This window comes from Marinobacter sp. ELB17 (assembly GCF_000169375.1).
Classification (GTDB): domain Bacteria; phylum Pseudomonadota; class Gammaproteobacteria; order Pseudomonadales; family Oleiphilaceae; genus Marinobacter.
The window spans coordinates 11,935-35,049 of sequence record NZ_AAXY01000014.1; the positions used below are offsets into that span (position 1 = coordinate 11,935).

At 49.2% G+C, this 23,115-nt stretch carries 18 protein-coding genes; 7 read left to right on the forward strand and 11 right to left on the reverse strand.

Features of this window, described 5'->3' with window-relative positions; translation table 11 throughout:
- Positions 1–8 precede the first annotated feature (8 nt).
- The 7 genes from cysN (at position 9) to MELB17_RS23925 (ending at position 10,014) form a co-directional block, all read left to right on the forward strand.
- Positions 9–1,421 carry a sulfate adenylyltransferase subunit CysN gene (gene cysN, locus MELB17_RS14895; protein WP_007351116.1) on the forward strand — a complete coding sequence of 471 codons (1,413 nt, stop codon included), beginning with the start codon at positions 9–11 and terminating at the stop codon, positions 1,419–1,421.
- Between the two features lie 18 nt (positions 1,422–1,439).
- Entirely contained in the window at positions 1,440–2,039 is a 600-nt protein-coding gene (gene cysC, locus MELB17_RS14900; RefSeq protein WP_007351117.1) for an adenylyl-sulfate kinase, read from the forward strand.
- A 39-nt stretch (positions 2,040–2,078) separates the two neighbouring features.
- Entirely contained in the window at positions 2,079–3,845 is a 1,767-nt protein-coding gene (locus tag MELB17_RS14905) for an SLC13 family permease (RefSeq protein WP_007351118.1), read from the forward strand.
- 94 nt (positions 3,846–3,939) lie between these two features.
- Positions 3,940–6,531 (forward strand): hypothetical protein, encoded by a 2,592-nt coding sequence (locus MELB17_RS14910; RefSeq protein ID WP_007351119.1) that lies wholly within the window; start codon positions 3,940–3,942, stop codon positions 6,529–6,531.
- A complete protein-coding gene (locus tag MELB17_RS14915; RefSeq protein WP_007351120.1) occupies positions 6,528–7,127 on the forward strand; it encodes an acyltransferase in 600 nt (199 codons plus the stop codon). Before MELB17_RS14910 ends, MELB17_RS14915 begins: the two co-directional genes overlap by 4 nt.
- 51 nt (positions 7,128–7,178) lie before the next feature.
- Positions 7,179–9,050, forward strand: a complete 1,872-nt coding sequence (locus tag MELB17_RS14920; RefSeq protein WP_157133315.1) for a hypothetical protein — start codon at positions 7,179–7,181, stop codon at positions 9,048–9,050.
- 7 nt (positions 9,051–9,057) lie between these two features.
- The gene (locus MELB17_RS23925; protein WP_083796403.1) at positions 9,058–10,014 is read left to right on the forward strand and encodes a glycosyltransferase; all 957 of its coding nucleotides are present in this window, start codon (positions 9,058–9,060) and stop codon (positions 10,012–10,014) included.
- Positions 10,015–10,147: 133 nt separating this feature from the next.
- Here MELB17_RS23925 and MELB17_RS14925 read toward each other — a convergent pair whose 3' ends face one another.
- The 11 genes from MELB17_RS14925 to MELB17_RS14980 all read right to left on the reverse strand — a co-directional run bounded on the left by MELB17_RS14925 (position 10,148) and on the right by MELB17_RS14980 (position 23,104).
- The gene (locus tag MELB17_RS14925) at positions 10,148–10,825 is read right to left on the reverse strand and encodes a hypothetical protein (protein ID WP_157133316.1); all 678 of its coding nucleotides are present in this window, start codon (positions 10,823–10,825) and stop codon (positions 10,148–10,150) included.
- Between the two features lie 33 nt (positions 10,826–10,858).
- Complete coding sequence (locus MELB17_RS23290; protein ID WP_007351123.1) at positions 10,859–12,004, reverse strand: glycosyltransferase family 4 protein; 1,146 nt, start codon at positions 12,002–12,004, stop codon at positions 10,859–10,861.
- Entirely contained in the window at positions 12,001–13,497 is a 1,497-nt protein-coding gene (locus tag MELB17_RS14935; protein WP_007351124.1) for an oligosaccharide flippase family protein, read from the reverse strand. The genes MELB17_RS23290 and MELB17_RS14935 overlap by 4 nt, the downstream gene beginning before the upstream one ends.
- The gene (locus MELB17_RS14940; RefSeq protein WP_036184966.1) at positions 13,497–13,724 is read right to left on the reverse strand and encodes a glycosyltransferase; all 228 of its coding nucleotides are present in this window, start codon (positions 13,722–13,724) and stop codon (positions 13,497–13,499) included. The genes MELB17_RS14935 and MELB17_RS14940 overlap by 1 nt, the downstream gene beginning before the upstream one ends.
- A gap of 91 nt (positions 13,725–13,815) precedes the next feature.
- Complete coding sequence (locus MELB17_RS14945) at positions 13,816–15,183, reverse strand: O-antigen ligase family protein (protein ID WP_007351126.1); 1,368 nt, start codon at positions 15,181–15,183, stop codon at positions 13,816–13,818.
- Positions 15,184–15,514: 331 nt separating this feature from the next.
- Positions 15,515–16,672 carry a glycosyltransferase family 4 protein gene (locus tag MELB17_RS14955; RefSeq protein WP_227498926.1) on the reverse strand — a complete coding sequence of 386 codons (1,158 nt, stop codon included), beginning with the start codon at positions 16,670–16,672 and terminating at the stop codon, positions 15,515–15,517.
- Positions 16,669–18,564: an asparagine synthase (glutamine-hydrolyzing) gene (asnB, locus tag MELB17_RS14960; RefSeq protein WP_007351129.1), complete on the reverse strand. Its 1,896-nt coding sequence runs from the start codon at positions 18,562–18,564 to the stop codon at positions 16,669–16,671. Before asnB ends, MELB17_RS14955 begins: the two co-directional genes overlap by 4 nt.
- Entirely contained in the window at positions 18,564–19,724 is a 1,161-nt protein-coding gene (locus tag MELB17_RS14965) for a glycosyltransferase family 4 protein (protein WP_007351130.1), read from the reverse strand. Before MELB17_RS14965 ends, asnB begins: the two co-directional genes overlap by 1 nt.
- Positions 19,721–20,908, reverse strand: a complete 1,188-nt coding sequence (locus tag MELB17_RS14970) for a glycosyltransferase family 2 protein (RefSeq protein WP_007351131.1) — start codon at positions 20,906–20,908, stop codon at positions 19,721–19,723. Before MELB17_RS14970 ends, MELB17_RS14965 begins: the two co-directional genes overlap by 4 nt.
- Entirely contained in the window at positions 20,905–21,990 is a 1,086-nt protein-coding gene (locus tag MELB17_RS14975; protein WP_007351132.1) for a FemAB family XrtA/PEP-CTERM system-associated protein, read from the reverse strand. Before MELB17_RS14975 ends, MELB17_RS14970 begins: the two co-directional genes overlap by 4 nt.
- Entirely contained in the window at positions 21,980–23,104 is a 1,125-nt protein-coding gene (locus tag MELB17_RS14980) for a GNAT family N-acetyltransferase (RefSeq protein WP_007351133.1), read from the reverse strand. The genes MELB17_RS14975 and MELB17_RS14980 overlap by 11 nt, the downstream gene beginning before the upstream one ends.
- Positions 23,105–23,115 lie beyond the last annotated feature (11 nt).

The window sequence follows — 23,115 nt, forward strand, 5'->3', positions numbered from 1 at the left end:
GAATTGTTATGTCACACGCATCCGAATTGATTGAATCCGATATCCTCGCGTACCTGGATCAACACGAAAACAAAGACCTGCTACGCTTTTTAACCTGTGGCAGTGTGGATGATGGCAAGTCGACGCTGATTGGCCGTCTGTTGTTCGATTCCAAACTAATTTTTGAAGATCACCTCGCGTCACTTCATAAAGACAATGAACGCCAGGGCAATGCCGGTGAAGCGCTTGATTTAGCGCTTCTGGTAGATGGTCTTGCGTCAGAGCGTGAGCAAGGTATTACCATTGATGTCGCCTATCGATATTTTTCCACCGACAAGCGCAAGTTCATCATTGCCGACTGCCCGGGCCACGAGCAGTATACCCGCAACATGGCGACCGGTGCCTCCACCTGTGATCTCGCCGTGGTGATGATTGATGCTCGTAAAGGGGTGCTTACGCAATCCCGCAGGCATAGCTTCATTGTCAGCTTGCTAGGCCTGAAGCACATCGTTGTGGCCATCAACAAGATGGATCTGGTGGATTACTCCGAAGAAGTGTTCAATAAAATCCGCGCCGAATACGAGAAACTGGCGGCGCAACTGGGCCTGAAGGATGTTTACTACGTGCCCATCTCTGCCCTGAACGGCGATAACGTGGTTAACCGGAGCGAAGGCATGCCTTGGTACCACGGCGAGACGCTGATGAACATTCTGGAGCAGGTAGAGCTGCGTGAAGACCAGAACGTAACGGACTTACGTTTCCCTGTGCAGTATGTGAATCGCCCTAACCTCGATTTCCGTGGCTACTGCGGCACCGTGGCCAGTGGTGTGGTGCATAAGGGTGACACATTAGCCGTATTGCCCTCGGGCAGAAGCTCCCGAGTAAAGGGCATTCATACCTATGAAGGCGAGATTGAGCTTGCATGGCCGGGTGATGCGATAACCATCACCCTGGAAGATGAAATCGATATTTCCCGGGGTGACCTGTTGGTGCACGCCGGCCAGGAACCTGCCATGGGCGAGCGCGTCGCCGCCCATTTGGTATGGATGAACGAGAGAGCGCTGGTGCCGGGACGTGAATACGGAATAAAAATAGGCACCAAAGTGACCAGTTGCTTCGTCAATGAGGTGCTGGAAGAAGTTGACATAAACACGCTGGAGCGCCATAAGCAGATTGCCGGCGGGTTGGAGTTGAACGCAATCGGCTTATGTGACCTGCAGTTGACGGAGCCGGTGGTGATGGAAAACTACCAGAGCCATCCGGGCACCGGAGCTTTCATCCTGATTGACCGTCTTACCAATGTAACCGTGGCAGCGGGTATGGTGGAGCGTGCGTTGGATGGCTCGGGTGATTTTCCGGAGCGGGAATACACCGAGGCAGAGCGGAACCTCAACCGATTTATCTGCGAAAACTACCCCGAGTGGGCCTGTAAATCTGTTTGATTCCAGAGGGATTCTGTTTTGGCAGACGATATTGTTTGGCATGATCACAAAGTTGTCCGTTCTCAGCGCGCTGAGAACAAGAACCAGAAACCTTGCCTGCTGTGGTTTACGGGCCTAAGTGGTTCCGGAAAATCCACCATCGCCAATGCGCTGGATGTGGCATTGCATAACCGGGGTTACCACACGTTCCTGCTGGATGGCGATAATGTTCGCCACGGCTTGTGCAGAGACTTGGGTTTTTCCGATGAGGATCGGGTGGAAAACATCCGCCGCATTGGTGAAGTGAGCAAGCTGTTTGCTGATGCAGGGTTGATTGTATTGAGTGCGTTCATCTCACCCTTCAACAGTGATCGACGCCTGGTGCGTAAGCTTTTCCCGGCGGGTGAATTTATTGAAGTTTACATGGATACACCTCTAGCGACGTGTGAAGAGCGTGACCCCAAAGGGCTCTATCAAAAAGCACGCGCCGGTGAGATCAGTGATTTCACAGGTATCGACTCGCCGTATGAAGCGCCAGCCCACCCGGAAATCAGCCTAGATACATCCAGCTCCTCAGTGGATGACTGTGTGGACTCGTTGATCAATTATCTTCTCGAGCGGAAGTTGATCGTAGGGTAACCACTGCGCCAAGCGCCGAGACAAGAGACCCCGCACTATATGGAATGGCAAGGCATTTTCACATTGGCAACGCTGCTCTCGGTGTTGTCCACCCTGATGCTGACTCGCTATTCGGCAGACCTTGTGCTGATGGCAGCGCTGGCTCTTTTATTGATTGTGGGCGTTCTCAGTCCGGTAGAAGCCTTGGCGGGCTTTGGCAACCCGGGCGTTATAACGATTGCTACCTTATACGTGGTTGCTGCGGGCCTGAAAGAAACAGGTGCGGTGCAGTGGATTGCACGGCGCTTGCTGGGGCACCCGAAAACCGAGAAAGGCGCCCAATTAAGGATGATAGCGCCAACGGGCATTCTTAGCGCCTTCATGAACAATACAGCCGTTGTCGCCATGTTCATCCCTGCTATTCAGGACTGGGCCCAGCGCCTAGGCATACCCGTGTCCAAGCTGCTGTTGCCGCTGAGCTATGCGGCCATTCTGGGCGGCACTTGCACATTGATTGGTACCAGCACCAACTTGGTCGTCGACGGTCTGCTGCAGTCCGAGCTTGATATCAACTTGGGGTTGTTTGAGCTCGCCTGGGTTGGTGTGCCGCTATTACTCATCGGCGGGGCTTTTCTTGTCCTATTTGGATCAAAGCTGTTGCCAGATCGCGGCAGTATAAGAGAGGAGTTGGATCAGGTTCGGGAATACGGTGTCGAGGTTGAAGTTGTCAGCCCCGGGCCCTTGGTAGGAAAAACCATTGCAGAAGCCGGTTTGCGCGCCCTTAGCTATGGTTATCTGGCGGAAATCGAGCGCGATGGTCGACTAATTACGGTAGTTGACCCTGATCGTGTACTACAAGCCAGTGACAGGCTGTACTTCATTGGTGCCCCTGAATGCGCCAGCGAGCTACGGCGCATTCAGGGGCTGAAACCTGCCAGTGGCAATGTGCATAAGCTGGACGTAGCTAATCACCAGCGCTGCCTAGTAGAAGTTGTTTTAGGGCCGGAGTTTCCCGCCCTTGGAAAAACCATTCGCGACAGTCAGTTTCGTACACGCTTTAATGCCGTGATTTTTTCCCTTGCTCGCGGGGGCCAGCGGGTTCCCGGTAAGCTTGGTGATATTACCTTTCGCATGGGCGATACCTTGCTGCTTGAAACCAGCCAGCAGTTTGTAGAACAATACCGCTTTCGACGTGACTTCTTGCTGGTGAGTGCGCTGAATGACTCAACGCCTCCAGACTTTCGCAAAGCGCCAACCGCTTTGGGTATTCTGGCTTTGATGGTGTTGGCCAGCGCCAGTGGTTTGTTGCCCATTATGGAGGCTGCTTTTCTGGCAGCCGGCGGCATGATTGTTTCCGGTTGCATGACAGCGAGTCGTGCCCGGCGCAGTGTGGATTTGCCGGTGTTGGTCGTCATAGCGGCATCCTTTGCACTGGGTAACGCGATGACGGTAACCGGGGCGGCGGATTGGATTGTTGGTGGGCTGTTAGGGATTGGGGATTTATCCCCGTGGCAAGTGCTGATTCTGGTGTATGTATTAACAGTGATGTTTACTGAGATGATCACCAACAATGCGGCCGCCGTGCTGATGTTCCCTATTGCGCTGGCTCTGGCACAGAAGCTAGACGTAAGCGTGCTGCCTTTTGCGGTTGCGGTCATGTTCGCGGCGTCAGCCTCTTTCATTACCCCGCTGGGCTACCAGACCAATCTCATGGTGTATGGGCCGGGGCGATATAAGTTCTCAGATTATGTGAAAATTGGCGTGCCATTGAGCTTGATTGCCGGTGCTGTGAGCTTGACGCTTATTCCTATGGTTTGGAGTTTTTAGTAGCACGGAAGGCATTTCTAAAACCTCGCTTTATGTTACCAAGCTGGCAGATTATTCTATGCACCACACAGGACGTTAGGTAGTAGGCAAATTTATGGAAAAAATAGCCATTCAGCTAGAGGAAGTAAACGGCGTAGCTCGCATTAACGAGCCCGTAGGCCTTGGTATACCGCTGCCCAAAGGCACGATTCAGACCGTCCATAATCTAACGCTGCTGGATGACCATAAGCCTCTAAGCTTGCAGCTTCAGCCCCTCGCCCACTGGCCAGACGGCAGCATACGTTGGGTTCACGCAAGTTTTTTAATCAACTTGGACTCAAACAGCAAGAAGAGCCTGGTATTGGCCCAACACCAAACGCCCTCCCCCCGTAATCCTGAGTCTGTTATTGATCAGACGACTGAAAGCCTTATGATCTCTACCGCAACGGGTAGAGTTACTCTGCAGCCCAGCAGCTTGGCTTGGCACGTAGATAACGACGAAGGCGCAGCTATTCCATCTGTAGTGAGTTTGAGCGATGAGAATGGCGCGCCCTGCACGGTTAAAACGGAAGCCAGCTGGAAAATTACTCACGAAGGCTCTGTTTTTGTCGCCGCGACTTTAAAAGGCGAATGGCTAAAGCAAAATAGTGAACCGTTGGCGCGGTTTGAATGTGAACTACGTATTTTCCTGGAAACGGGGCTAGTACAAGTGGAACTGGTAACTCACAACCCCAAACGCGCCCGTCACCCTGGCGGTTTATGGGATCTAGGAGACCCGGGCTCAGTTTACTTTCGGGAACTTGCCGTCGAAACTACGCTGCCAGCCAAGAGCATTGCTCAAGTCACACCTCAGGCGATCGACGATGCGCCCGGCATTTACCAGCTGCCCGATTTCAATCTTTACCAGGACTCCAGCGGTGGCGAAAATTGGAAGAGCCGGAACCACATAGACTGCAACGGCGAAGTCAGCACTCAATTTTGTGGCTATAGACTCTCCACTCCTAGTGAGTTGCTGCATGAAGGTAAACGAGCCAATCCACTTATTAGTATTGAGCATGATCACAGGCTGCTCGACGTAACAGCACCAAACTTCTGGCAAAACTTTCCAACGAGCCTTCGCAAAGAGGGAAGCAAGCTGACAGTCGGCATGTTCCCTAAAGACGCAAAGAATGTCTATGAGCTACAGGGCGGAGAACAGAAAACTCTCCGGTGTTTAATGGCGTACAGCCCTAATCGCGACTGCAGCAGCGCAGCCACAGCGTATGCACCTCTAATACCGGTTCTCGCTGCAGAGTGCTATGAGCAAGCCGAGGCCTTCCCTTGGTTCAAGGCTGATGCTCAGCCCGACGCTCTCGACGAACTCATAGCTGAAGGGCTAAACGGGCCCTCTAATTTCTTCGCAAAAAGAGAACTTATCGACGAATTTGGTTGGCGAAACTTTGGCGATATATTTGCAGATCACGAGACACTGTATGGGCAGGAAGGCGCAGCGCCCTTCATCTCTCACTACAACAACCAATACGATGCCATATATGGATTTGCAAGACAGTTTGCGCTAACAGGCGATAGAAAGTGGTACAAACTGATGGACGATCTAGCAGCGCACGTCGTCGACATCGATATATATCACACCGATGAAGATCGAGTGGAATACAACAACGGCCTGTTCTGGCATACCGATCACTATTTGGATGCACACTCCGCGACCCACAGAACTTTCTCCAAGCAAAATGAAACCAGCTCAACGCCTGGTCAAACAGGTGGCGGTCCGGCTGCGGAACACTGTTATACAACAGGTTTGCTTTACCACTATTTTTTGACTGGGAATCGGAACTCTCGCGAAACAGTGCTAGAGCTGGCTCGATGGATGGTAGCACTCCACGAAGGTCAGGGTGGCCTCCTTGAGCAACTCGTTGCAATAAAAAAGTACGATATTCCCCTTATCAAAGCTCTCCTAAGAGGTGCCCCACCAGATGCCCACCTCTATCCTTTCACGCGTGGTACCGGAAACTATATAAACGCCTTGATCGACGCTTGGCAGGTATCCGGAGAACCAACATGGATTCGAAGAGCGGAACAAGTTATCCGGCACAGTATTCATTCGGGTGATGACATATCCAAGCGAAACCTCCTTAATGCTGAAACTGGATGGTCCTATCTGGTACTCATGACCAGTGTCGCGAGATTTCTGCATTTGAAACGACGGGAAGGCCAGCTAGATCAGGAATACAAGTCCACACGTGATGCATTTATCCACTACACCAGATGGATGAAAGATCACGAACATCCTTTTCTGGAAACCCCTGAACAGCTTGAATTTCCCAACGACACCTGGACAGCGCAGGATATCCGAAAGGCAATGCTCCTATTTCAGGCAGCAGAATTTGACCCATTAAACAATGAACTATATCTGTCTCTCGCCCGCGAGATCCTTCAATATGTGGTTTCCCGCTTAGCGTCAAGCAACGAAGCCCACTTTTCTCGAATTATGATTATCCTAATGCAAAACCATGGCCCCCACCTCTTAGCCGAATCCGGAAGGGAAACACTACCCTCCCAGCCAGACCAGCTGCCCCCCTCAAAGGCGCCGCTTCTCAGCTGGAAACAGCTTCTAACCCGGATCGCACTGAGACTTATGCGAGGCATAGCTACCTTTAGTCCGTCACGAGAAAGAGCTTGGCTTAATCTGAGGCTAAACCGCTCATGATTAATAAAAAAATTATTAAGCGTCTCGTTCAATATGGCTTCACCCTAATGACCTTGCCAATATTTATCGTTTATTGGGCATGTTCAAAAATTCTTGAACCTGATGGGACGTTTCAATCATTCTCACAAGTTCTGAGCTTGTTGCCTGGAAAAATCGGCGTCTACCTCCGCGCTGCGTTCTACCATCTTGCATGTCCAAATACTTCACAGGACATATCTATCGGCTTTCTAACTATTTTTTCCCACAGGGATACCACCATTGAGGAAGGTGTATACATAGGCCCCCAGTGTAATATTGGAAAGTGCAAAATAGGTTCAAATACCTTACTTGGGAGCGGTGTACACATTCTAAGCGGGAAGAATCAGCACAATTTTGATGATCCCGATATGCCAATTCAATTTCAAGGAGGGCATTTCGAAAAAATAGAAATCGGAAAGGATTGCTGGCTCGGAAATGGATCAATTGTCATGGTTGAGGTTAAAGAGCAAACTGTCATAGCCGCAGGCTCTGTGATAACCAAATCATTTGATGTCGCTGTAGTTTGTGGCGGTAATCCTGCTAAGCTAATTAAGGGCAGACATAAGCCTGCGCTCTAATTCGATGTAATCGTTAGCCGTGGAGTTAGGCGGTTTTTGAGGGTTAAAATCATGATCAAAATATTTCGTGGCGTCATTTTTGTTTTAGGCATTCTAGCTTCATTTCACGCTTTGAGCGCACCACGGCCATTTCTGGCATTTTCGGATCTTGTGTCTGGCCCTAGTGACGGATTAAACGACGGCAAAGGTGTAGGGACTATTGTTTCGGTTTGGGGGCAAAACTTTGGAACAGAGCGGGGAAAAGTGTTTTTTACTGATAGCGATGGGGTCAAACGTGAAGCTAGCTATATCTATTACTGGAAGCCTGCTGACGGAAACCTCCCGGGATCTCCGTCCGATCTATTTTCTTCGCACCAGATGTATGAAGTAGCCTTCTCGATTCCAAAATCACCCAATGGGGCTGCTGAGATTTTGATACAGACGCAGTCAGGAGAAACATCAAACCCTTTATCGTTTAATGTTCGCCCCGGAAATATCTATCACGTCAAACAAAACGGCAGTAACGCGAGCGGAAACGGATCATTTTCTTTGCCTTGGGGTTTCGTGAATGGGTATCCATCTTCACAGCCAGCCCCGGGGAACCAAGGACTAGAGGCAGGGGATATCGTATACAGCCATGGTGTAAGAGAACCATCACTGACAGGAGGGGGCCGTGATGTCGGGATGTTTCTGCGAGGCTTGAAAGGCACTATTGACCGGCAAATAGCTATAGCGGGATACCCTGGCACCCAACCCATCGTTGAATCGCCTCGCTGGGGAGTTCATCCCTATGTATCTACTGGAATCGTCCTCTCGAAATATACTGTTAAAGGGGGCCTTCTTGACGATCCCATGGATACGTCCCCTACGTTTGGGGCGGGCTCATCAATCGACTCAACAATGCAAGTTAAAACTTCGGAAAATGGCAGAATAGTTGGCAACAGCTTAACTGATTCGGACGGAAAGTGCTCCAATGGCTGGCATGGAGCAATCTCTAGCGGTGAGATGGGAGGGTCAAATGTGAAAATATTCGGAAACTATATTTACGAATTAGGCTGTAGGCAGACATCACACTTTCACCATACCACCTATATGTCCAAGCGAGACACATCTAACAGTCAGCCGTCTATTGCCTGGGAATATGGCTGGAATCGTCTCGAAGGAAATAAGGCTAAGTTCGGTATTCACTCGTACGACCAGTCGCCCTTTGATAGCAGAAATTGTGGTGACGTCACTGGAACCCTTCGCATTCACCATAATTATATAAAGGATCAACGAGGCGCTGGGGTAAATTTAAGCACCAAGGATTATGACGATAAGGACATTTGCTGGACAACTGATGTGGTAATAGATAAAAATGTGCTAATTAACACTGGCTTAGGCCCAGTGTCAGAGCTGAACAACGGCACTGCACCTTACGGAATAAGCGTTGGCGGAGATATTGGTGGCAATGTTGAAATCACCAGCAATTTGATTCTAGATGTTTCTGACCCCTCCGCTCGAGAGTATGGGACTGCGGCAGCAATCAATCTATTTCTAAGGAACACAAGTAGCACCATCATAGTTTCAAAGAACATTGTTACAGTTTCAGATGACATAACGCTAATCCGGAAAGAAACTAAGAATCATTCGATCCTCAGTAACATCTGGTACTCTGAATCTAGGTCAGCTGAGTCAATTCAAGATGAAGTTTTGCAGCTCGGAAGTACTTTGGACAACAGATTTTATGATCCCGAAATCTCAATTCTTGGTAATAGTATCATCGTTGGAATACCAGCAATGGCAAAATCTGTAACGTACCAAGGTGCTCTTGCCCTGGTCGTAAACGAGAAAGCTCAAGAAAAGATAGGTTTTTATGGGAGCTACTCCTCTTCTCAGGATATAGGCCCTTTTTATGAAAACTTCAGCCCCCCGAACCCACCCTCTATTATAGAGGCCAAATAAGTAGCTTATGGAAGAGCCCATTGTAAGTTTCATAATACCTGCGTTCAACGAGGAAAATAACATTGAAAGAACGATAGAGGACGTTATTTCGGGATCACGGGAATCTAAGTTGTTATTTGAAATAATTGTTGTTGACAACAACTCTACGGACAAAACTCTTGAGATTTGCCGTTCCTACGAAAAGTATGTAAGAGTATATCCATCTGTAGTTGGAACAATTGCACGGATTAGGAACTTTGGAACTGGAAAATCGAAAGGTTCGGTATTAGTATTTATTGACTCTGACATAAGTCTCCATAAATCTTGGTTTCCATTTTTTAAGAATAAAATGGACTACGTTTTAAAAAAAAGATTAATAACAGGTAGCAAATGCCAGCCTGTCAATAATACCTACCTGTCTAGAGGATGGTTCGCTCTTATTCAGGGAGATAAAAGTAATTATATCAATTCTGGTCATATGATAATGTCTCGCACTACCTTCGATCTAGTTGGAGGGTTCAATGAAAGTTTGGTGACATCCGAAGACGTAGATATTTGTCAAAGGGCTCAGTCTGCATCTGTTAGCGTTGAAAACGATAGCTCTTTAGTAGCGCTGCATCGTGGATATCCCGAGTCCGCATACCAGTTCATACTGCGGGAGGCATGGCACGGCATTCAAGATGTAAATTCATTAAACGCATTTTTTCGATCAAAAACTGCGACTTTATCTATTCTTTCATCGTTATTGATAGTTTTCGTTGTTTTTTCGATCATATTTTTCAATAATTTATTGCTTGCAGCGTTCGGCATCTTACTTTCAGTCGGTCTTGCCATTCTATTTCACTTTTCAAAAACTAGAAAAATAACTAAATCTCTATTATATTTTCCTATTTCTTACTTATATTTTTGGGGACGTTCTTACTCCTTTTTTCTGAAACTTAAAAATGGCAGAGCGGTTGGTAACAGGAGTCCTAGAACATTCTGAAGAATCTTCCTTAAAACGTGCTCGGCTATCCACCCCAGCTTTAGCTGGGACTCAAAATAGACATCAAGCCATTATGTCCAGTTTCTGTTGATTACCCCGACTCTCAGGAAGTACCAACAGCTGGGGGCTATCCTCAATTCAGCATATGTTCAACATCCAATCTGGTGACAACAGCCTGACGTCCCGATGGAGACTGAGGTACCTCCTTAAACTTGCCATCAAAGCTATCGGAATTTTGAACCCCTACGCCCATTTTTCTACATATTTCCACGAGCGATCGTGGATCTTCAATTATGGATTCGAATTGAATCACAACCACTCTGCCCGGATATTTATTTGCTTGAGCATGCCAGAAGTCATAATAGGCTTCGTAATCTGCCTTAGCGAGCGTTGCAGCTTGTTTAATGGCCTCCTCTTTACTGCGCAGCCACCCAACCCTTAACCCCCAATTTAGTATTGAAGGAAGCCAGGAGGCCAAATCTTTCTGAATCACCAGGTGCCGACAGTTGGGGGGGTAATTAGCTAGCGAATCGAGCTGTTCCAGTTCAGCCACCTGATAGTCGTTTTGGTACCGAGAATCCCATGGCATTATTGACTTCTTTGCCGACTGCCAGCGGCAATGTTTATGAGAAGCTGCGCCCCGAGCAGGATCAAAGCTGTTGACGGGCACCACACCCAGCGAACGCAGGCAAAGGTTCAGATAGTTTGTCCCCGAACGCTGAATACCATGATGTGCTACAGGCGTCTTATTCAAAATCGAGTTTGAGATTTTGATCCATCTATTTCTAAAAGTCGCGAACGATAATTCCATATGCACAGATTTCCGTTTAATAAGCACCAAGCGTTATGGCCTCGGGACTTCCTGAAGAGCAGCATCTACTTCACTGGCGTACCTGCAAGCAATTGCTGCCCAATCAAACTGCTGCAATGCCTTCTCGGCTCGCCATGAGCGATCGGACTCAGCGTTTCCCTGCTCACAGTACCCGACAATCGAATCCAGCCAGTCGTCCGGATTCAAGTCCTGAATCACAGTACCCAAGCGGTATTCGGTTAAAATATCAGCGGGGCCCGCCGTCGGCGTCGATACTACCGGGACCCCAAAAAATAGAGCTTCAATTACAACCATTCCGTAGATTTCGTAATTGCTTGGCAAAACGAATACGTCGCTCTGGCGATATATCGAAGGAAGCTCCGTCTGGGGAAGTTTTCCCAATATATATATATTTTTCAGTCCACAGTCGACACTTGCACGCTCAACTGCCACACGCTCCGGGCCATCACCGACAATAACAAAAACATACCCTTCGGGCGCCCTCTCCGCCAAGCGCACAAGAAATTCCGGATTACGCCTGTTTTCCAAAGCTCCAACGTAAAGGATAACCCTTTCTGTATCGCCTATCCCCAGCTCAGCCCGCCAATCTGTTTCGATACAGCCATCGAACACGTCAAAATTTAGGCCAACAGGAAGAACCGTGCATCTGGGGTAGCCCCTTGTCTCCAGAAACCTCTTGGATACTGTTGTTTTGCAAAATGCGGTTAGTGCCCCTCTTTTCATGGACGGGCGAAGAAAACGGTCATGGATACTCTCGTAGAGGTGCCATTTGCGCCCCGACAAGATTTTATACATCCCCTGATAAATCACAAAAGGGAGGCCCAGCGACACACACAACCTGGTAATAAGATAGGAAGAGAAATTCCCTTCTTCGTTTATCTGTACCAGATCATAATTTTCTTCTTTGAAAATTGGCTTCAGGAATTGGTTATAACAAGGCTCATCAAAAATCGGAATGGTGCAAAACCCGACATATCGGATGCGGACTCCAGGATCGCGATCACTTATCACGCTTGAACCCGAGCGTTCTTTGGAGCCCAGAAAAATATCGACGGTATTCCCGAGTTTGGCCAACCCTAGCGCCAACCCCAGCTCTTGAGAATTATAGGATGTAATATCTTGAGAACTGCAATCAGTCCTGACGATAGCGATTTTCATAAATCCATTTTGTCCAACGTTTTATGGGTTCGATTTCTGATCCAAGCCAGTACCATACTGATACCTTGATCAACATAGGATTTAGCCCTGCAAGCGGTGCTATCAATACGAGCCAATACAGAAAGTGCAAGGTACATCAAAAAATAACAGACTAAGGCAAGAACGATTCCAAAAATAGCAAGATCCCATAAACCCAAGGGGGGCCAGGCTTCAGACAACGAAAACCCGATGGTCATGCTTACGACATATGGCAATAGAAAGTATGCAAACGTCTTAATAAAGGTGGAACTAGATAACTTCGTTGCAAAGTAGAGCAGAAAAACATTGAATCCGAGCGCAAGCAGACTTCTCACCCAAACGAACTCAATTAATCCTCCATCTTTCAACATATATAATACCGTTACGATTATAATAAAAATTGATGCGTCGAAATAAAATATTTGCTTTACCTTTTCAAAAGCTATAAATATAGAGTTAATTAGACCGCTCAAAGTAAATGCTGCTAGTAACGGTGTCATCGCCTGTATCAAAGGCGCAGTTTCTCGCCATTTTTCCCCCAGCAGCACCAGCACAAACGTCTCATTGGCAAAAAATAGAAATGCCACCACTGGTGCAATAAGAAGTGAAACCACCAACACTGACAGAGAAAACTGGTTGTCGAGCTCTTCAGGGTTCTGTCGCACGCTCGAGAAGGTCGCCAGCAGTGGCTCAACAGCCGGTCGTATAACTTCATTGGCAGGCATGATTGTGAATTCTCGCGCGATATTGAACCGGCCAAGTTGCGCCAGACTGAAAAATTGGGAAATGAGCAAGGTATCAACCTGGGCACGAAGGTAGCCAAAACAACCTCGTGCCATCATCCAGCGAGAAAACATCCACTGTTTTCCGACATTTTTCAAGGATAGTCTTGGGCGATGCGCACAGTATCGATATGAGAGCAGAAGCATGAGGGCCGCTGACACAATGTCCCCTATGATAATTGCCCAAAACGTCTTGTAGGCGAGAGCGATTACTACAACAACGGTAAAAGAACCAATTTTCGAAAATACTTCGAGCTTGAAGATATCCTTATAATCGAGATTCCGTCTTTTCACGTGTAGCTCGGGATTCATCAGTGCACGAATACCAATAACGGGAATCAATACAGAAATGGCCTGAATAACTACTGGGTTTTCATAAAATAGCGCCAGAACCGGTAGCGACCCATACAAGATAAGGCAAATGCTGAATTTTATGATCAGGTTCAACGTCCATGCACTATTCACAACACCATCATCCAGGAATTCAGTCTGGACGAGATACTGTTGTATTCCGGTGTTGGAGATGACTTCAGAGAAATAGATTACTAGAGCAGCAATGGCAACAATACCGAAGCTTTCCGGGGTCAGAAGCCGAGCCAGTATCAGCGTACTGATTAGTCCCAGAGATCTTTGCAGAAACTTGATCGCAACCAACGTTCCAGAGCTTTTAATCAGCTTTGATGCCAATCCCATCAGGAACTATCCTTCGCCGAGAGGAAATCAACGACAGAACCGGGGCTTGCGAGCAACCCGGTCCGTTCATGCTCCACTATTTTGGGGTTACCTCTAACATTGGTTTCGATAACCTGATTTCCCAAGTTCATGACCTCCAGTAAAGTCATCGACGTGCCCTCTTTGTGTGAGGAAAGAAGCATCGTGTCATAGTTGATTTCCCGGAATCGTACAAAGGCTCGCAACATGAGTTCCTAGTTTTCAATTGGAGTAAGCCTTGAGACAGCACCCAGCCCGCGGACTCATAAAAACCTGCGGGAGTAATAAATTGCATTATTCTCATTGGCTCCATCGGGTACTGCGCTCCTTAATATCAGACTTTGCCAACTCAGAGGTCTTTTCGATCTGACTTCCCTCACCACCACTACGCCTTTGCAAAAAATAGACGTTTATGCCCACCATTAACAAAAGAATTATCCAGTAAAGAATTTCCGCCCGAAATCGATTGATAAACGTCGCCGGAATCAGATAGCTCAAAAGCGCACATTCAAGGGCAACCAATTTGAAATAGGATTCACTACTTCCATTTCGCAAAACCCATGCTTTGGCTTTTTGTGAAATGCGAAAAAGCGAAATGAGCAAACAAAAGAAAATCCCAATACCGATCCAGCCAACCTCGGATAAGCCCTGAAACCAGAGTGAATGAACACTTCGGTTTCCTTTCGGCCCAACCTGTTCTTTGGTCAAAAATTGCGTAGAGAGTACATTGTAGCCATGCACACCCATTCCCATGGGATGCTCTTCCAACATGTCGAACGTTGCTAGCCAAAAATTGACACGGCTTGAGCCACTCGTCTCCTGGTCGTCTAAGTTTTCAAGAGTTTGCATTCTTGACCAGAACTGCTCATCGGCTACATATAAACCGCCCGACATCCCCAAGACGATGATCATAACAGCCATCCCACGCTGCCCCTTCCTTTGATAAGTTGAAAAAAGCATATAGAGCAAAAATATGCCAGCCCCGCCAACAACACCAAGAAAGGAACCTCTGCTATTAATCAGAACTAGACCGTTAGCTAAAAAAGCACCACAAACCACACAAAGAATTTTGACTTTTTTGTTTCCGAGCCAAGCAAAATACATCAAAAAAACAACAGCAGGCACAATCGCTGCGGCGGTATCATTAGCGTCGGGAGCATCAACCAGCCCGATACCTTCTACACGGGAAAATTCATTTCGCCCGGTTATCGTGGCAAGATAACCGATGTATGTAGCGCCCAAAATATATGCCCAGAGCGCAGCATTCAGAACCCTTTCCGAGTAAAGGAGTTTATACGCAACAAAAACTATGACAATTAGCTTTGTAAAGTTGAACGTAAAAATGTGATGCATCGTTGGACTGAGCGCGAAAACATACATTAGGTAGTACATAAGGAGCAGCAATATTATCCACTTAAACACTGGTTGGTCGCGCCAAGGGGAACGTTCCGTATAAAATCGATATTTAACGAATAACGCAAATAACATTAATAGAGATGCAATAAACGAATAGCTAATTCCTGGAATTTGTGCAGACCACCATCGATTATCCGGATTTAGAAAATAGACAAGCTGATAGAGGATAAAAGCAGCCGACCCGTTTATAAAAAGCGAAAAAAACACCCCTCCGAAAAAAACCATTAAAAACAAAAGCGCAAACTTCGACATTAACGTTGCTCCTGGCCAGGCCGGGCACCATTCCACGTTACGCGGACCCGCCCTTGAAGCGTCTTTACAATGCCTCGAACGGCATAGCCGTTAACAACCACGAAGTAATAATGCGTAGCAATCCAGATTGGTAGTTGGTTTCGGTTATCGTATAGGTGTCCTGCAAGCGTGAGCGCCAGTACTACTAAAGTCCCAGCGGTTATCAGTTGAAATGGCCCGATCTCTTCAGAGGTTAAAAGCTGCGCGAACACGAGGCTTGACACAAGACCCGTCGCCACCAAAAAATATCGTGTTAGTAACGAATATATTACCGCTCTCTTTATGGGCAGCATCAGTGATGCTTCCTCACAGAATGATATATTGACAAATAGTCAGATACGAATTTTTTTCGTGTGAATTTATCGTGAAATTGTTCAAGGGCTGCGATAGAGATTTCTTTTCGTTTATTCCGACACTTGTATATTTCTGTTATAGCAGATGCAAATTCTGACTTCTCATTAGACTTAGTAACAAGCCCAGTCACGTTATGATTAACTATTTCTGGATTCCCTCCAACGTCTGTTACAACTGAAGGAATCCCAAGGCTCATCGCTTCCAGCAGTGTCATCGATGTCCCTTCAGTCAAAGAAGATAATAGAAAAACGTCAATTGCGGATAATTCGTTGACCGGGTTATTGATAAAGCCGGTAAATATTGTACGTTCACTTATTCCAAGATCTGCAGATAATCTAATCAGCTTCTCTTTGTCGGGGCCATCCCCAACCATTAATAGATAACTTCCCGGGCAGTGCTCGAAAAACTCTTTAAAAGCTCGGAGCATCATGCTTTGATTTTTAACGGGATCAAGACGGGAAACCGTGCCAACTACGAAAGCATCTTGCGGGATTCCCAACCTATCTCTCACCTTTTGGGTTTCCAAAGCGTTCCGATTCAGCGGAGAAATTCCATTGTAAATGACCTGAATTTTTTTTCTCGGTATGAACTCGTACCTCACGAGAGCATCTTTGGTCGCGCTTGAAATTGCGACAACTGCCGATGTGAGCAGGGCTATTAGAGGGTTAATGAGCATTGCTTTATAACGGTGCCTGTCCGGGTAAAAGCGGCCATGTTCAGTAAAAACAACCCTGGCTCCTGTTCCTAGTGCTGCCAACCATCCATAAAGCCAAGGTGTGTACTGATGGCAATGCACAACATCAAATCGCCCTTCCCTCAAACGCTTTCGAATTCCAGCAACTAACGACCAGTCAAATCCTTGCTTTCGCGTCAATTTATGAACCGGGACACCTGACTGCTGAAGCGTTTCTCCAATAGGCCCTATCTGGCCGTCAATACAGAGAATTTCAGACTCAACACCTTCAGGGATCATGCCCTGAACAAGTTGCCGTATAACCTGCTCTGTGCCGCCGATCCCCATATTGAAGGTAACGTGCAGAACCCTCAGGGGCTTTTGAGATGGGCTCTCTGTTGCCATATTCCTATCGCCCATCATGCGCCCACCTGGTACTGCTGCCACCAGAGTTCAAAGGCCAGTAGAGACCAAAGTTCCTGAGTGAACTGGTCATCCCCTGCCAGATGCCTTTGCCAGAGGTTACGGATACCGGCAGGTTCAAATAAATTTGCAACGCCACTATTTGGAGACAACAAAAGTTGTTCAACAATAGGCTTCAGCTCTTGGCGCAGCCATTGGGCCAAAGGAACCGAAAACCCCATTTTCTTTCGGTATAGAATGTCTTCCGGCAACATGCGTTCAAACGCTTTTTTTAGAATATACTTCTTTTCTTTGCCGTGGAGTTTTAGTGCAGCGGGTATCTGCGCGGCATACTCCACCACCCGGTAATCAAGAAGCGGAGCCCTGGTTTCCAGCGAGTTTGCCATACTCATGCGGTCTACCTTTACCAGAATGTCCCCCGGAAGATAGGTTTTTATGTCTGTATAGAGAATGCTGGAAAGATGATCGTCCGTGTCAGCATTCCTGTAATGGGCACGGGTAATATCCGCAGGATCGTAATCTTGGGTTTCCCGTTTTAGCTCGCCCTTCACGAGACTATTCCAGACATCTCTTCGGAAGAAGCTGTTAGTGACGAAAAACGCCTCGTCCGGATCCAGAGCCAGTGTTCCTAGGAGAGATTTAGCTTTCCGCGTTGGGCCACTGTTTACCATTCCTGCCAGGCGGGCGAGCCCGGGGAACAGGTTGTGGCGAAGTGCGGTGGGGAACATACCTCGTAGCCGGTTTTCAACGTGGTCTGTGTAGTATTTGCTATAGCCTGCAAAGTTCTCATCACCGCCGTCGCCAGCCAGTGCCACAGTAACTTTTTGGCGGGCTAGTTGTGATACGAAGTACGTGGGAACGAACGAAGGATCCGCAAAGGGCTCGTCAAAGAAGCGCGCAATGCTGCTAAGGCTCTCCGCAACATTGTCTTTTACGGTGAACTCGTGGTGATCTGTTTTGAACTGCTCGGCGACTTTTTTGGCCCAGTGCACTTCATCAAATCGTTTGGAATCAAACCCGATAGCGCAGGTTGTCACCGGCTTATTGGTGTGGCCGGCCATTAGCCCAACCACTGCGCTCGAATCAATTCCGCCGCTCAGGAATGCTCCAAGGGGCACATCACTGACCATACGTAGGCGAACGGCGTCGTCAATCAGATTGAATAGACCATCTTCCAGTTCGCCTAAGCTGGCGCTTGAGGGAGCCCCGAAAGACACATCCCAATACTGTTCCTGGTGTGTGCTAATTCCATCTGTCATTAGCCAGTGGCCAGGGGCCAGTTTGTGGACGTTTTTGTAGATGGTTTTCGGATCCGGTATGTATTGGTAGAAAAAGAAGTCTTTGATTGCATCGTAGCGCAACTCGGTTTTCACGAAGGGTGCCGGTGTTAGGGCCTTTAACTCTGAGGCAAAGGCAAACTGGCCGTCAGCTTCGTAAAAATACAGTGGCTTTTTACCAAGGCGATCCCGTGCCAAAAAAAGCTTCTGGGCTTTGCGATCCCAAATGGCCAGGGCAAACATGCCATTCAGCAGTTGGAGACACTTCGGGCCATGTATCTCGTAGAGGGCAAGCAGAACTTCTGTATCGGTTCTTGTGCGAAAGCTGTGGCCTTGGCTGATGAGCTCGTCACGCAATTCCTGAAAGTTGTAAATCTCGCCGTTATAGGCAACAACGTAGCGCCCAGAGGCAGACACCATGGGCTGGGTGCCTGCATCACTGAGATCAAGAATACTCAGCCTGCGGTGTACAAGCCCGACTGCATCATCCAGCCACGTTGAGCCGGCATCTGGCCCACGGTGAATGATTGCCTGCCCCATGTTCTCAAGCCAACCCTTATGAGCATCCCGATCAGGGGTTGAAGCAGTACGCAGAAAACCAGCCAGTCCACACATTAGTTGGCATCCGTTTGATGCGATGGTGTTTCTTTGGCTTTGCCGGTCAGCTTTCGGAACAGATCCTCATACTCGTTCGCCATGCGGGCGGCTGAATAGCGCACATTGACCATTTCCCGGGCATTGCGGCTTAGGATGGCCGCCAACTCAGTGTCACCGAGAACTTGTTTGCAGCAGGCCGCTAGCGCGGCCTTGTCACCAAACGGTGCCAGCAGCCCCGTTTTGCCATGTTCTACAAGCTGATCGACACCGGGAATATCATAGGCAACCACCGGAACACCGACTGCCATGGCTTCCATCATGCATCGGGGAATGCCTTCCAGTGAGGAGGTCATGACAAACAAGCTGAACTTTGAGAGCAGCGCCAGCCGGTCGCTGCGAAAACCCAAAAACTCAACAGCATTCACACTGCTCAATGTTTTGGCTTGGCGTTCCAGTTCCTGCCTTTGGCTGCCATCACCGAGCAGTTGCAAACGCAGGTCTGGCTCCTGTTGATAGAGCTGATCAAAAACCTCGATAAGGTCTGGGATACCTTTCCGGGGAATCATCTGGCCAATAAAGCCGATGATTCGGGAGTCTGTATTTGGGCCTTTATCTTCAGGCAGGTTTGCCAGCGCTGCGTCAATTTCCGTGAGATCAACGCCGTTCCGAATGAAGGACGTTTTAGACTCGGGCACTTTGAACCGCTTCATATCTTCCATCAGCTCCTCGGAAAGAGGAACGACCTGGTCAAAGTAGCGAAGCATGTGAGTGCCAATGCGGATAAATGTCGCAAGCTTGAAGCCAACATCGCCCGAGAAACCGTGAGGGGTGCTCACACAGGCAATGCCCGCGCGCTTAGCCGCGAGAAGCCCTAATATGTCGGATTTGTATCCGTGGGTATGAATAACGTCAATCTGATTTTCGCGTATGACTTTGCACAGCTTGCCAACCACCCGGAAATCGAAACGGCCGTGCATATCCAGGTAGTGAACCTGCTGGCCGTGATCGCGAGGATAATATTCGGCCACTGACAGGTCTTGATCTGGAGATTCCCGGGTAACCGCGAGATCACAAATAACGTCGTCATGGTTGATGTTGTTGGCCATGGCAAGAACCCAGCGCTCTGCCCCATAGAAACCCGCTGGGGTAATGAACTGAAGTACTCGTAGCTTACTCACTGGTCTGACACTCCGGAATTTCCTTTTTCGGTGTTTCGTGCACTATTCCACGTTACCTGAGTTCGCCCCTGAACTGCCTTGCTAATGCCCTTTACGGCATAGCCGTTCACCATTACAAAATAATAAGGGGTGGCAACCCAGGCGGGCAGTTGGTTTCGGTTAGCCGATAAGTGCCCTGCGAGCGTGAGCGCCAGTATTACGAATGTCCCTGCAGTTATCAGCTGAAACAGCCCGAAACCCGCAAAGGCCAGAATAACGCTGCCTGCCACTCCAACGAGCAAAAACAAAGGAATCAGCCAACGCAACAGCTTGTGGGAGATAACCTCAAAGGCGAACACACCGCTTTTCGCGGGGTTCATTACCTGCCCTACCCGCATCAGGCCGCGAATGCTGCGGTTTACGATGCGTTCTTTACGGGCCACTTCCCGGTCGAAATCACCGGCGGTTTCTTCAAAGCAGCGGGCGTCTGCATCGAACACACCCCGGTAGCCTTTGGCGATGATCTGCAGGGGGTTCACAAAATCATTGATGTCTTGCTGCTGCAATGGTTCCCATAGCTTGGTGCGAATGGCGTAGATGGCGCCGTCTCCGCCCACTACGGAATGCAGGCGAGATTCCATGGCTTTGATGGCCAGTTCATAGCGCCAGTAGAGGTTTTCGTTGCGGGCGCTGGCGCCTTGGTTGCCATCGGTATAGAGAGCTGCGCCTACGGCATAGCCCACGTCCAAATCTGCGAAGTTGCGCACCAGCTTACTGATAGCATCGGTGGCATACATGGCGTTGGCGTCGCTGAATACAGTTATGTCGGCTTCAATATGTTCCATGGCCAGGTTGATGCCCATGGTTTTACCTAATCGGCCTTCTTGGCGGATGAGCTGAATGCGTTTGTCCTTAAACTCCTTTACCGCTTCATCGGTTCCATCGTCTGAGCCATCTGATACTACTATGATCTTTAGCAGCTCCTCTGGGTAATCCAGCTCCAGAGCGTTTTGCAGTTTCTCGCGGATCACACCTTCTTCGTTGTAGCAGGAGATAACCAGGGCAACGGAAGGCTTGTGCTCGCCGCGACGGTGAGTGATATCCGGCAGGCCACGGGTTAGCAGCCACAGTAAGGCCGGGTACCCGAAGTACACGTACACGGGGACCGCTAGACAAAGCAGTGTAAACAGCAGAACGAACGTCATAAGGTAATGTAACGCCTAAGTTTGGGGCCTAGCCAGTTTGTCATTGCCAGCGGCAACCTCCGCCAGATATTTTCGATAAGGGGCCGCAGCCGAGATACGCTCGCTGCGCCAGTGCCACTTAGATCCATACTGACTCTCTTTTGCTCGCCATTGAGGTACTCAGCCCATATAAGTTTATACGGCTTTGCACCCCACTGTTTTTTAAAACGAAATGTCCCCTCTCCCAAAGTGGAGCGGCCAAAATCAAATTGGGTGCAACCCATATCATTCACTTTCGCCAGCAGGGTCCAGTACAGCAGCATATTCGGCGCCAGCCGATTGTACTCTTCAAGCGTTGAAGCCCAGGGAATGCATGCCTGTTTGCCTTGCACCAGCACAATGCCAGCACCTACCGGCTGTTCACCTTTGAACACCAGGCCTACCAGCATTTTGTCGCCGTATGCCCTACCCAGCTCTTTGAACCAGTTAAGGCTGTGTACCGGTGACCCCAGGCGCAGCATGTTACGTGAAAACACCGCATAAAATAATGCGATGGCTTCGCTTCCTTGGCGTACCTCTGCGGTCAGGCCATTTTTCTCGGCTTTGCGGATTTGGCTGCGCAGTTTGGGTTTGTAGCTTTTGAAAAGGGTTTCACTACAAGCGGGCAATTCGCACAGCATTCGCACTTTGGTGTCGCCGGTAAGGTCGGTGCATTCTTCCGGCAGCAGTTCTGGCCCACCTTCGCGAATCTCCAGAGCGGCACCGCCGAGACTGGCGGCGAGATTCTGCGCGGCGAATCGAATTTCGGCGGCTATATCCGGGCTGTCAGCCAGTAGCCCACCAAGATCGCAAAATGGCAGCGACACCAGAGTGCTGGCGCGGAACGGCCGTTTTACTTCCACCAGCGGCAAGGCTCCGCAAAGCTTGCCGTTTTGATGGGCCGTTACCACCCAGGCAACGTGGCCGTAGGCTTTTTCAACCGCCGTTAACCAGGCGCTGGCGTGATAGGGCGTGGCGTTTGGTTGGCCGGCTATGTAATCGTTGTAGTCTTTCAACGGGAAAGCCGACAGCCGTGCCGCACGTACCTGAAGCTCAGCGTTCATTGGGGGCTGTTTCCTTCAGCCAAAGCTGTTTGGTACGCCGGGCGGCGTCTTCCAGTTTCAGTTTGAAGCGGCCACGTTGCAGTGATACCTGGGTGAGCTGCCGGTGCAGCTGGCCGAGGTTGGCCTTGTAACGTTCGTCTCCCCCCATAAAATCGTAATAGTGAAACCCGTGGTGGCGATAGTCTTCAATGCACAAAGCGTGGCCCAGAAGCCCCGGTTTCAGCCGGTTATCGGCTTCCGTTTCCATGCCGCCGAGGTAGAAATAAATAACGCCTTTGTGCAAAAGGTTGTAGAAGCTCGCGATTTCCTGATCTCCGGCCATCAGTGATACCAGGTCTACTCCGCCCTCTGACCATTGGGTTCGAATTAGCTCGCGATGAAAATGCACGAACTCCGGGTTAGCGAAGCCACTCTGGTCGGCACCCGTGCCCCAACGTTGCAGATGCCGCGGGCCGATGCGATCAAACAATGCCAGGGCGCCCTGCACGGAATCCGGCCGCTGCAACTGCACCTGCCCCCGCTTCTGGTATCGGCGCTCGCAACGGTTTATCTGATACCGGGTGTTACGTGACAGCGTGTCGAGGTAATGCACGCCGCCGCGCCGCAGTGCGTCCAGATCTACGCCATAACAGGGCGCTTCCCAACGGACGTGCTTGTGCAGCCCTGTTAACTGGGCATAGCGGTCGGCGTCTTTGCTGTCGATAGCGCCAACAATAAACTCATCCCATTCCGGCAGCGCTTCACAAACGTGTTTTAGGGATGCCGCAGCCACTCGGTCTTCCTGCCCTTTTTCAGATAGGAAGCCGTTGTATTCAATCCAGATCTGGTCCTGCACGCGCTGCCCGGTCTGATGTAAGCGCAGGCAGCGGCTTTTTAATACACCATGACGGCGCTCGATGGTTTCAACCAGAAGCCCCAGGCCGATAATTCGTTCGCCTTCGCTCACTTTTATCACCAGCGCAGCGGGCTGGTAAGTTGCCAACCAGTGCCCCAGCCACTGCCACGACAAAAACACCGTGGGGTCGGCGCGGTTTTCCAGATCTTGCCAGTCAGCCTTCAAGCCTGCGTACGCAGAGGCTGGCTGCAATGTCACTGATAAGGTGGCCTTTGCCATGGCATTGCTTC